Here is a 10,866-nt window from a genome sequence, read left to right as displayed (position 1 = left end):
CTCGCGTCCGAGCCGTCGAGACTCGCGACTGCGTCGCATGCGCTTCGACGACTCGGACGCGAGACGGGCCGCGAACGGTCGCTCGTAAGACTCGCTCCGTGGTGGGTCGCCTGGGGCGGGTAGTTCGGTGTCGGAGGTGCGCCGCCCGGTGGTCGAGGCTAGTGCCTGCGGTGTATGTGCTTTGACGGCTCGGACGCGAGACGTGCCGCGAACGTCGCTCGTAAGACTCGCTCCGTGGTAGTTACCGAAGCGGCCGGGCTGCGAACTGATCGCAAACCGGACTGCGAGGTGCGGGCAATCCGGTACCAGTGGCCGAGGTTCATGGCCGCGGCACAGGTACTTCGGCGACTCGGACGCGAGACGGGCCGCGAACGGTCGCTCGTAAGACTCACTCCGTGGTGGTTGCGAGAGGCCGCAGATGACCGTCTCGATACGCTGTACAAATGACTGATTGGCAGGCGTTTACCGTTGCAACCAAAGACCATGTCGCGCAGGTCACACTGACCGGTCCCGGCAAGGGCAATGCGATGGGTCCGGACTTCTGGCGGGAGCTGCCGGAGATCTTCCGCGGCCTGGACGTCGATCCCGAGGTGCGTGCCATTGTGCTCACCGGTTCCGGGAAACACTTCTCCTATGGACTCGACCTGCCCGCGATGGCCGGGATGTTCGGTCCGCTGCTGGCGGATAGGGCACTGGCCGCGCCGCGCACCGACTTCCTCTACGAGGTGCGCCGGATGCAGGCCGCGGTGACCGCGGTGGCCGATTGCCGCAAGCCGGTCATCGTCGCGGTGTCCGGCTGGTGCATCGGTGGTGGGCTGGATCTGATCGCCGCCGCCGATATCCGCTATGCGAGCGCGGACGCGAAGTTCAGCCTGCGCGAGGCGAAGGTCGCGATCGTCGCCGATATCGGGTCGCTGCACCGGCTGCCCGGGATCATCAGCGAGGGGCACCTGCGCGAACTCGCCTACACCGGCAAGGACATCGACGCGGCGCGCGCCGAGAAGATCGGCCTGGTCAATGACGTATTCGCCGATCAGGACGCGGTGCTGGACGCGGCGCACGCCACAGCGCGCGAGATCGCCGCGAACCCGCCGCTGGTGGTGCAGGGCGCGAAGGATGTGCTCGAGCAGCGCACCAAGGATCAGGTGGCGGCCGGGCTGCGCTATGTGTCCGCATGGAACTCCGCATTCCTGCCGTCCGAGGACCTGACCGAGGCCATCCAGTCGGTCTTCGAGAAGCGCGCCCCGGAGTTCAAGGGTCGGTAAAGGCCGTTTAATTGCTTGCCCTAGCCGCCAGGTCGTCTACATACTTGTATCACGCAACTAATTGATTGACGCAAGTAAAGGTGAGTCCAGTGGATGAGGACGAGCGGTCGGTCGACACGATCGCAATTCAGCTCACCCGCCTGCAGCGGATCCGCGATCGGACCGCAGCGCAGCTGCGGACCAGGGACGGCGTGGATCCCGCGGCATTCGCGATCTTGTTCCGGCTGCTCTGTGACGGGCCGATGCGCTCGGGCGCACTCGCCGACGCGGTGCATTCGGATGCGTCGACGATCAGTCGGCACGTCGCCCACCTGGTCGAGCGCCAACTGGTCGAGCGGCAGGCCGATCGCAATGACGGTCGCGCCACCGTGCTGGTCGTGACCGAACTCGGTCGCGAGGTCGCCGAGCGGATCCGCAGGCGCAGGCACGAAAACCTGACGCGGGTAATGGCGGCTTGGACGCCGCGGGACCGGGTCGCCTTCGCCGGGCTGCTGCGACAGTTCGTCGACGACTACGAGCTGGCCAAGCCCGCCATGCTCGCGGCCATCCGCAACGACCAAAACCTGTACAGATTCGAGATGGAGAACGACTCGTGACAGCACCGGCCACCGTGGAGGAGTCCACGGGTTTCACCCACCGGCAGATCCTGACCATTCTCAGTGGTCTGATGCTCGGCATGCTGCTCGCGGCATTGGACCAGACGATCGTCTCCACCTCGATCCGCACCATTGCCGACGATCTCAGCGGCTATTCGATGCAGGCGTGGGCGACCACCGCCTATCTGATCACCGCGACGCTCGCGACGCCGCTGTACGGCAAGTTGTCCGATATGTTCGGCCGCAAGCCGTTCTTCATGGCGGCCATCTCGATCTTCGTGATCGGTTCGCTGCTGTGCACAATGGCGCAGTCGATGTACCAGCTGGCGGCGTTCCGCGCGTTCCAGGGCCTGGGTGCGGGTGGTTTGATGTCGCTGGCGCTGACCATCCTCGGCGATATCCTCAGCCCGCGTGAACGCGCCAAGTACCAGGGCTACTTCCTGGCGGTATTCGGCACCTCGAGCGTGATCGGCCCGGTGCTCGGCGGTGTGCTCGCCGGACAGGACACCATCCTCGGGGTCAGCGGCTGGCGCTGGGTCTTCCTGGTGAATGTGCCGGTCGGCCTGATCGCGCTCGGCGTTGTCTCCAGGGTGCTCAAGCTGCCGAAGCGGCCGCACTCCACCGACCGGGTCGACTGGTGGGGTGTGCTGGTGCTCGCCATCGGCATGGTGCCGCTGCTCATCGTCGCCGAACAGGGCCGCGAATGGGGTTGGGGCAGTGGACAATCCATTCTCTGCTATGTGATCGGTGTGCTCGGCGTCATCGGGTTCGTGCTGGTCGAGAAGACGATGCAGGATAAGGCGCTGATTCCGCTGCGGATGTTCGCCAATGGGACGTTCGCACTCGGTGTGCTGATTTCCTTCGTCGTCGGCGCCGCCATGTTCGGCGGTATTTCGCTGCTGCCGCAGTACCTGCAGGTGGTGCGCGGGGCCAGCCCGACGATGGCGGGTCTGCAGATGCTGCCGATGGTGGTCGGCATGATGACCGGCTCGATTGTTTCCGGCCAGTTGATCTCGCGGACCGGGCGCTACCGGATCTTCCCGGTCATCGGTGCGACCATGCTGACGCTGGGCCTGTTCCTGTTGCATTTCCTGAATGCCGACAGCCCGCTGTGGGTCGCCATGATCTTCATGGTCTGCACCGGATTCGGGCTCGGCAATCTGATGCAGCCGCTCACCGTGGCGCTGCAGAATGCGTTGCCGCCCAAGGATATGGGCGTCTCCACCGCCGCGGCGACCTTCTTCCGGCAGATCGGCGGCACCCTGGGTGTCGCGGTATTCCTGTCGATTCTGTTCGCGCAGCTGACGCCGAATATCTCCACCGAGATGCAGTCCGCGGCCACCGATCCGGCGTTCCAGCACGCGGTGGCCGAGGGTGCGCAGAGCAGCAATCCCGCCGATGCCGCGCTCGCGAAAGGTCTACTCGCGCATGACACTTCGGCGGCCGGTGGGGTGCTGAAGGACAGCTCGATCGTGCAGCAGCTGAATCCGGAGCTGGCGCGGCCGTTCAAGGTCGGATTCTCCGAATCGATGTCGACGGTATTCCTTTCGGTGACCGGTATCGCGCTGCTCGCGCTCATCCTGGTGCTGTTCTGGAAGGAAGTGCCGCTGCGGATGGTCGGCGGTATCGAGGCGGCCAAGGGTGATGCGGCCAATGGTGCCGGACCGGATGTGGTCGAGCGCACCGAATTGTCGACCGTCGCTGGCGAGGCACTGCTATCCGAGGATGCGGTGAGTTCGACCAACGGTGTCGGACCGAGGTCCGGCGGTTCCGCCTGAACCTGTCCGGAGTGAATCGCGCCCGGTCCCGGCAGTCGTCGGGGCCGGGCGCAACCCGTTTCACGGTTCCAGGTCGCAGCGTTTGCCGGGCCCATCGAATGAGTTGCGGTCAGAGTCGGGTTCGTGACCTGGACGAGGCCGACCGCTGGCTGCGAGCCGGTGCCCGAGCGGTGATCGACAACGTCGACACAGTGGGTTCCGAAGTCCCGGTCCGGACGCCGTTCGGTTCCTCGCGTCCGGCCCGCCTAGAGATCGGAAACCCCTTCGGAGTCGGCAAGTTCAGCGATCACCTCGGCGTGGCACGGCTGGGGGAGGCACCAGCATCCGAGGCGGCGGCCACGAAGAGCTGGGAGGAGTGCCAGGAGATCCGGTCGGCCGAGTAAGTGGGCGCGGTACTTGGCCAGGACTTCTGCACGCGTGCCGTCAGGCCCGGGGCGGAAAGGGCTGGCCATCGGGGATTCCGCCAGATGCCAGCCACCTCTGGTCATTGCCCGGCCCACGTAGACGACGTCCGCGTAGTCGGGGTCGTCTCGATGGCCTTTGAGGTTCACGACCGTCGTACGGCTCATGGTCTGCCTTCTTTCGGTGGTCTTCTCGGCCGAACGGCTCAGCAGGCGGTTTGGTCCTGGCCCGCGCTCGCGGGTGAGAGGATCGCGCAAGTGGTCACTGTCATGGTTGTCCGTCTCTCACTCGGATGTGGTCCGCCGAGTCCCGTCAGGAGATCTTGACGCCGAGCAGGTCCACGGGTGTGATGACCGGAGCCGAGCTGAGCATGGTTTCCGCAGCGCCCATGAGTGCGGCGGCGATCTCGCCTTTCAGATGCTCCTGACGCCCCTGCTCATCGTTGAACGTGTCGAATACTCCGAAGGTGGTGGCGTCCAGGCGGAACGAGAACCAGGTCACCGTGTGCTGCTCCCGCTCGGCGAGCGTCACCGCATCTCGCAGCATCTCCGCTACCTTGTCGGCGTACTCCGGTTTGGCCTCGATACGGGCCAGCAGACCGATCTTCATCGTGGTCACTCCTTGTCTGGGAAAGCCGCCGGATCTGCGGCTTATAGCTAACCTACGTCGCTGATCAGCTACGGCATCAGTGGCAGAAACGACACTTTTGATATCATTTACGCCATGAAGGTGGCGGTTCTCGTCTACGAGGGGGTGTTCGACTCCGGCCTCGCGGCGATCCTCGACGTACTGGACAGCGCCAATGCGATGGGCGAGGAGGCCGACGTGATGGGCGAGGAGATCGTCGAACCGCCGTCTTGGCACGTGACCACGGTCGGCCCCCAGCCCCAGGTACGCACCGGAGCCGGACACCTGGTCACGGCCGAGCCCCTTGCGCACGCCGATGCGGCAGATCTGTTGCTCGTCCCCGCTCTGGCGGAACGTCGCCCCGCGGCGCTGCTCGACCATGTCGGCGGTGACCAGTCGCTTCCGGTTCGGAACCTGATCGCACGAACCCGTGAACGCGGCGCCGCCATCGCCTCGGCCTGCACCGGCACCTTCTTGTTGGCCGAGGCGGGAGTCCTGGACGGCCTGCGCGCGACGACGACCTGGTGGCTGGCGCCGATTTTCCGCGGGAGATACCCGGCGGTCCAGCTCGATCAGAGCCGGATGGTCATCGCCTCGGGCGGCGTCACGACTGCAGGTGCAGCCTTCGGACACGTCGACCTCGCCCTGGCGATCGTCCGGGCGAGCAGCCCCGCACTGGCCGACCTGGTGGCCCGCTACCTGGTGGTCGACGAACGCCCGTCCCAGTCCACCTACACCATTCCCAGCGCCCTGGCACAGAACGATCCCACGGTCGCGGACTTCGAACGCTGGGTCCGCGAACGGCTGTCCGAGCCCATCAGCATCCCCGATGCCGCGAAAGCCATCGGCGTCAGCAACCGCACGCTGCAACGCTCCATCCGGCGCACCATGGGAACCTCGCCGATCCGCTTCGTCCAGGACCTCAGGATCCAGCAGGCTTCCCACTTGCTGCGCACCACCGAGCTGCCGCTGGAAGCCATCGCCCGGAGAGTCGGCTACGAGCACCCGAACACGCTGCGCGTGCTGCTTCGCGAACGCACCGGCAAGACCACGCTGGCCCTTCGGGGCGTCTGACCCGCCCAGAACCCGCGGCGGCGAACGGTGCCGGACCCGATTCTGTCGAGACACCGCGTTGTCGACCGCGGGCGGCGAAACCTTGAATCCGTCCGAGGAAACGGTGGATGCCGTGGCTTCTACCGACGGTGTGGGACCGAAAATGCAGGTGCCGCTGGTTCGGCGTGAATCCGTCGGATGTGTCCGCGCCGGTGCCGGTAGGTGCCGGGCGCGGACGTCGCGCTCATGACAGCCGCACGAGCCGCGTGTCCGAAATGTCTGCGACCGGGCGGCTGAGTTCTAGGCCACGGCTGTAAGACGCTCGGCCCGTTGGTCTTCCGTAGGCACGCGTCAGCCGGCTTCGAACCGCGCGGGTTGCGGCATTTCCGGATGTATCCCGAATCCGGATGTATCCCGAAAGATTGGTGATGCTCGATACGGTCAGCGAACAGTGGTGTCGGTTAGAGGCGTGTCGCGGTGTGGACGAGGCCGGCAACGGCTTTGGATCTGCTGTGTGGTGGCCAAGCGATGACGGTCGTGACGGCCGGTGCGTCTGGCACGGGCACGACGGCATGATCGTCGCGTAGCTGGGTTCGCAGCGACTCGGGCACGACCGCGCAGGCCAGTCCGAGCGCGATCAGTTGGAATAGTTGGGTATGGTCGCGCACCTGCGGGCCGGGGCCGTCCGGATAGCTGCCATCCCGTCCAGGCCAGCGCGGCAGGGGCAGGTTCGTCAGGGCGGAAACCTCGGCTATCGACATGTGGGGCCGGTTGGCGAGGGGATGACCCGCGGGCAGGACCACGACCTGCTGTTCGGTGTGCAGGTCCTCGGTGTCGAATCCGGCTGTCGTGTCGTAAGGCCGGTGGAGCAGAGCAACGTCGGCACGCCCGTTGCGCAGCAGACTTTCCGGCTGGCCTGGCCCGCACAGCATCACCTCGACTGCCACGGCGCCCGGTTCGGCGGCGTAGGCGTGCAGCAGCTTCGACAGCAGTTCGCTGGACGCTCCGGCCTTGGTGGCCAGCACCACACCGGGTTGGTCGGCCGCGGCACGTCGGGTTCGCCGCTCGGCGGCTTCGACCGCGTCGAGCGCGGTCCGGGCCTCCCGCAGCAGCACCGCCCCGGCCTCGGTTAAGGCGATGGCGCGAGCGGTGCGGTGCAGCAGGACGACTCCGAGCCGCCGTTCGAGCTGCTGGATGGCTCGCGATAGTGGTGGTTGCGCGATCGCGAGCCGTTGTGCCGCCCGCCCGAAGTGCAACTCCTCGGCGACGGCAACGAAGTATCGCATCTCCCGCGTCTCCACCAGGTCATGGTATCCGGCGATGACCACGACCAATACCCGTGCGGTATCGCCGCCCACCTGATCGGTCTTGGACGCTGCACCCGGAGCCGCAGCAGGATCGGCGGTGTGAGTGAACAGACGATTGCGCTGGTGACCGGCGCGAACAAAGGAATCGGATACGAGATCGCCGCCGGCCTGGGCGCGCTCGGCTGGCGAATCGGTGTGGGCGCGCGCGATCGGCAACGCCGCGACACCGCGGTGGAGAAACTGCGCGCGGCCGGGACCGATGCGTTCGGTGTGCCGCTCGACGTGACCGACGACGTAAGTGTGGCCGCGGCGGCCGAATTGATCGCCGACCATGCCGGAGGGCTCGATGTCCTGGTCAACAATGCCGCGATCACCGGCGGTATGCCGCAGACACCGACCACGCTCGATCCCGCGACCGTGCGAGCTGTCGTGGAAACCAACGTGATCGGGGTCATCCGGGTCACCAACGCGATGCTGCCGATGCTGCGCGCCTCGGCCTCACCGCGGATCGTCAACATGTCCAGCAGCGTCGGCTCGCTCGCCCTGCAAACCACACCCGGCATCGACATGGGCCCGGTTCCCGCCGCCTACTTGGCCTCGAAGACCTTCCTCAACGCCCTCACCATCCAATACGTCAAGGAACTGGGTGATACCAACATCCTGATCAACTCCGGCTGTCCCGGTTTCACCGCCACCGACCTCAACGGCTTTCGCGGCGTCCGTACACCGCAACAGGGTGCGGCCATCGCGATTCGCCTCGCGACCCTGCCCGACGACGGACCGACCGGCGGATTCTTCGACGACGCCGGAACGGTGCCCTGGTGACGGGCACACCGGTGCCCACCATTCCCGTTCCCGAGGTCAGGCGCGCGTCACACATCGGAGGAGAAGCAAGACCATGGCAAAGGCAGTCAGATACGACGAGTTCGGCGGAATCGAGGTCCTGCGGGTCGATGATGTCGACCGCCCCGTGCCTGACGACGGGCAGGTCCTGGTTCGGGTAAAGGCGGCAGGCATCAACCCCGGTGAGGCGGCCATTCGAACCGGCGCGATGGCCGGCATCTTTCCCTCGACGTTTCCGTCCGGGCAAGGCAGCGATCTCGCCGGGGTTGTCGCCGAGGTCGGCGTCGGCGTCGACCGATTCTCGGTCGGCGACGAGGTGATCGGGTTCTCCGAGAAGCGGGCCGCCCAGGCCGAGTTGGTCCTGGTCGACGTCGACAACCTCACACCCAAACCGAACGGCGTCCCTTGGGAGGTGGCCGGCGGCCTGTACGTCGCCGGGGTGACAGCCTGGGGGGCAGTCCATTCTGTGCAACTCGACAAGGGGGAGACCGTTGTCGTCTCCGCAGCAGCTGGAGGAGTCGGCTCGCTCGCCGTTCAGCTCGCTCGCCGTGCCGGAGCTACGGTCATCGGCCTGGCGAGCCAGCACAACCACGAGTGGCTGCAAAGCCACGGCGTGATCCCGGTCGCATACGGTGACCGCGCCATCGACCGGATCAAGGCCGCCGCACCGGGCGACATCGATGCCTTCATCGACACCCACGGCGGCGGGTACGTCGAACTGGCTCTTGCCCTTGGCGTCGCGGTCGAGCGGATCGACACCATCGCCGATTTCGCAGCGGCCGCGAAGTACGGAGTCAAGACCGAACCCGGAACCAACGCCAGGCCGGGCGCCGAAGTACTCGCCGAATTGGCCGCCCTGATCGCCGAGGGACACCTCGAAGTTCCTATCGCGAACGTCTACCCGTTGACACAGGTCCGCCGGGCCTACACCGAACTCGAACGCCGACACACCCACGGCAAAATCGTGCTCGAGCCCTAACCTGTACCAACACAATGCAGCCCGCTCCAAAAGGCAATGCTCAACCGCAGGATCCACCACACCCTCATCACGCACAGCCGCACATGAAACCACCTGCCGCCCACCATCACTCGCTAAGCGCGACTTTTCACCTCACTGGACCCCTCGAGCCATCTACCGGAGTCGCGACCGGCGAGGTCCCGGTGGGTGGCGTGGACTACCGTCACTTCGTGACGATATTGGGGAAGTGCTGACCATGCGATATGTCAGGTCCAGGCTGCGGCGGCTGCCGTCCGCGGTCGGGTATCTGGCGGTCGGCGGCGCGACCTCGGTATTGGCCATGTTCGCGCTGATCGGTCTGCTCTTCGTGGCGGCGCTGAGTCTGATCGGGGTGGGGATTCCGGCGATCCCCGAGGCGATTCGGGTGATCCGGCCCCTGATCGGAGCCGAACGGCGCAGGGCGGCGTGGCAACTCGGTGCGCCGATCGAGGCGGTATATCGGCCGATGGAGGGCGATCTGCGGCAGCGCCTCGGGACGGCACTTGCCGATCCGGCCAATCGCCGCGATATCGGGTGGCTGCTGCTGCATGCGGTGACCGGGATCTATGTCGCGATTCTGGCGGTCGCGTTGCCGATCAGTGTGGTCAATCAGCTGTTGATTCCGATGTACTGGCAATTGCTGCCCGCGGGCACGATCGCCAACTTCGGTCTCACCGTCGACTCGTGGCCGAAGGCGGTGCTGAGCATGGTGATCGCGGTGCCGGTCGCCGCGCTGGCCTTGCAACTGCCGATGATCGCGGACTGGCAGGCCATGGCCGCGCGCCTGCTGCTGTCGCCCTCGGAGGATGTCCTGCTGGCCGATCGGGTGGCCGCGCTCACCGCGACCAGGGCGGCCGCACTGGATGCGCACGGCGCGGAACTGCGGCGGATCGAGCGTGATCTGCACGATGGCGCGCAGGCCAGGATCGCCGCGGTGATCATGCAGCTCGGATTGGCCGATCAGCTGCGCGAACAGGATCCGGAAGCGGCGCAGCGCATGGCCCGCAAGGCGCAGGACACCGCGACCGCCGCGCTCGCGGAGCTGCGTGATGTGGTGCGCAGTGTCTATCCGCCGGTGCTGTCGGATCGCGGGCTGGCCAGCGCACTGTCGGCGCTCGCCGCGCGCAGTCCCATTCCGGTGGTGCTGGATTCGAGCCGGGTGGGCAGGCTCCCGGCGGCGGTCGAGGCCGCGGCCTATTTCGTCATCGCCGAAGCTTTGACGAATGCCACCAAACACTCTGGAGCCCAGTCCATTTCGATTGTGCTCGGCAGTGCCGCCGAGGTGTTGGCGATCGTGATCACCGATGACGGTGTCGGCGGTGCGCGGGAGGCGTACGGCGGCGGGCTGGCTGGCATCCGCCGCCGCGCCGAGGCGCTGGACGGGCAGATGACGCTCACCAGTCCGGTCGGTGGCCCTACTGTGTTGCGAGTGGAGCTGCCGTGCGGGTCATGATCGCCGAGGATGACGCCCTCCTCCGGGAGGGGTTGGTGTTGTTGCTGAATACCGCGGGTATCGAGGTAGCCGCGGCCTTCGACAATGCCGACGATTTCCTCGCCGCGGTGACCGCCGACCGCCCGGATGCGGTGGTCGTCGACATTCGATTGCCGCCGACCTTCACCGATGACGGCCTGCGAGCCGCGGTGCGCGCCCGCGAGCTGCATCCCGGCCTGCCAGTGCTCGTGTTGTCGTCGTATGTGGAGGACTCCTACGCCACCGAACTACTCGGCGACGGTGCCGGTGGTGTCGGCTATCTGCTCAAGGAACGGGTCGGCAAGGTCGACCGATTCCTCGATTCGCTGCGCCGCGTCGCCGACGGCGGTACCGCCATGGATCCCGAGGTTATCTCGCAATTGTTGGTGCGGCGCAAGGCGGATGATCCGTTGGCCGCATTGACCGCGCGGGTAAAATACCACCTACGATTATTTCACGTGCACAACGTTTTGATTTTAAAGCGATTAGTACGGAACAGATTGTGGAACGATTACGTTTTGTTGCAC

At 66.1% G+C, this 10,866-nt stretch carries 11 protein-coding genes; 8 read left to right on the top strand and 3 right to left on the bottom strand.

Going from position 1 to position 10,866, the window contains the following annotated elements; translation table 11 throughout:
• Positions 1–443: 443 nt before the first annotated feature.
• From ABZW16_RS40790 to ABZW16_RS40780, 3 genes are all read left to right on the top strand, one after another.
• Positions 444–1,265 carry a crotonase/enoyl-CoA hydratase family protein gene (locus tag ABZW16_RS40790; RefSeq protein WP_354961510.1) on the top strand — a complete coding sequence of 274 codons (822 nt, stop codon included), beginning with the start codon at positions 444–446 and terminating at the stop codon, positions 1,263–1,265.
• An 89-nt stretch (positions 1,266–1,354) separates the two neighbouring features.
• The gene (locus ABZW16_RS40785; protein ID WP_354961509.1) at positions 1,355–1,861 is read left to right on the top strand and encodes a MarR family transcriptional regulator; all 507 of its coding nucleotides are present in this window, start codon (positions 1,355–1,357) and stop codon (positions 1,859–1,861) included.
• Positions 1,858–3,639 (top strand): MDR family MFS transporter, encoded by a 1,782-nt coding sequence (locus ABZW16_RS40780; RefSeq protein ID WP_354961508.1) that lies wholly within the window; start codon positions 1,858–1,860, stop codon positions 3,637–3,639. The genes ABZW16_RS40785 and ABZW16_RS40780 overlap by 4 nt, the downstream gene beginning before the upstream one ends.
• Before the next feature lie 245 nt (positions 3,640–3,884).
• On the opposite strand, the gene ABZW16_RS40775 is transcribed toward ABZW16_RS40780, so the two are convergent.
• Together ABZW16_RS40775 and ABZW16_RS40770 are read right to left on the bottom strand one after the other, a co-directional pair.
• Positions 3,885–4,127 carry a DUF4326 domain-containing protein gene (locus ABZW16_RS40775; protein WP_354961511.1) on the bottom strand — a complete coding sequence of 81 codons (243 nt, stop codon included), beginning with the start codon at positions 4,125–4,127 and terminating at the stop codon, positions 3,885–3,887.
• Positions 4,128–4,353: 226 nt separating this feature from the next.
• Positions 4,354–4,650, bottom strand: coding sequence for an antibiotic biosynthesis monooxygenase (locus tag ABZW16_RS40770; protein ID WP_354961507.1), 297 nt, complete (start codon positions 4,648–4,650; stop codon positions 4,354–4,356).
• Positions 4,651–4,764: 114 nt separating this feature from the next.
• Between ABZW16_RS40770 and ABZW16_RS40765 the strand changes: the two genes are divergently transcribed.
• Positions 4,765–5,742 (top strand): helix-turn-helix domain-containing protein, encoded by a 978-nt coding sequence (locus tag ABZW16_RS40765; protein WP_354961506.1) that lies wholly within the window; start codon positions 4,765–4,767, stop codon positions 5,740–5,742.
• 440 nt (positions 5,743–6,182) lie between these two features.
• Here ABZW16_RS40765 and ABZW16_RS40760 read toward each other — a convergent pair whose 3' ends face one another.
• On the bottom strand, positions 6,183–7,079 hold the full coding sequence (locus ABZW16_RS40760) for a LysR family transcriptional regulator (protein WP_354961505.1): 897 nt from the start codon (positions 7,077–7,079) through the stop codon (positions 6,183–6,185).
• Positions 7,080–7,127: 48 nt separating this feature from the next.
• Between ABZW16_RS40760 and ABZW16_RS40755 the strand changes: the two genes are divergently transcribed.
• The 4 genes from ABZW16_RS40755 to ABZW16_RS40740 form a co-directional block, all read left to right on the top strand.
• Entirely contained in the window at positions 7,128–7,853 is a 726-nt protein-coding gene (locus ABZW16_RS40755) for an SDR family oxidoreductase (RefSeq protein ID WP_354961504.1), read from the top strand.
• A gap of 73 nt (positions 7,854–7,926) precedes the next feature.
• Positions 7,927–8,850: an NADP-dependent oxidoreductase gene (locus tag ABZW16_RS40750; RefSeq protein WP_354961503.1), complete on the top strand. Its 924-nt coding sequence runs from the start codon at positions 7,927–7,929 to the stop codon at positions 8,848–8,850.
• A gap of 235 nt (positions 8,851–9,085) precedes the next feature.
• The gene (locus ABZW16_RS40745; RefSeq protein ID WP_354961502.1) at positions 9,086–10,321 is read left to right on the top strand and encodes a sensor domain-containing protein; all 1,236 of its coding nucleotides are present in this window, start codon (positions 9,086–9,088) and stop codon (positions 10,319–10,321) included.
• A partial coding sequence (locus ABZW16_RS40740) for a response regulator transcription factor (protein WP_354961501.1) occupies positions 10,309–10,866 on the top strand: 558 nt, incomplete at its 3' end. The genes ABZW16_RS40745 and ABZW16_RS40740, both read left to right, overlap by 13 nt.

The sequence above is a fragment of the Nocardia sp. NPDC004604 genome, assembly GCF_040609795.1.
Lineage (GTDB): Bacteria > Actinomycetota > Actinomycetes > Mycobacteriales > Mycobacteriaceae > Nocardia.
The sequence above is the reverse complement of the archived record's forward strand: the minus strand, read 5'-3'. Positions and strand labels throughout refer to the sequence as shown.

Excerpts from the sequence above, each read along its gene's own strand:
- ABZW16_RS40790 (WP_354961510.1), top strand. The coding sequence starts at position 444 with ATGACTGATTGGCAGGCGTTTACCGTTGCAACCAAAGACCATGTCGCG.
- ABZW16_RS40770 (WP_354961507.1), bottom strand. The coding sequence starts at position 4,650 with ATGAAGATCGGTCTGCTGGCCCGTATCGAGGCCAAACCGGAGTACGCC.
- ABZW16_RS40775 (WP_354961511.1), bottom strand. The coding sequence starts at position 4,127 with ATGACCAGAGGTGGCTGGCATCTGGCGGAATCCCCGATGGCCAGCCCT.
- ABZW16_RS40745 (WP_354961502.1), top strand. The coding sequence starts at position 9,086 with ATGCGATATGTCAGGTCCAGGCTGCGGCGGCTGCCGTCCGCGGTCGGG.
- ABZW16_RS40750 (WP_354961503.1), top strand. The coding sequence starts at position 7,927 with ATGGCAAAGGCAGTCAGATACGACGAGTTCGGCGGAATCGAGGTCCTG.
- ABZW16_RS40765 (WP_354961506.1), top strand. The coding sequence starts at position 4,765 with ATGAAGGTGGCGGTTCTCGTCTACGAGGGGGTGTTCGACTCCGGCCTC.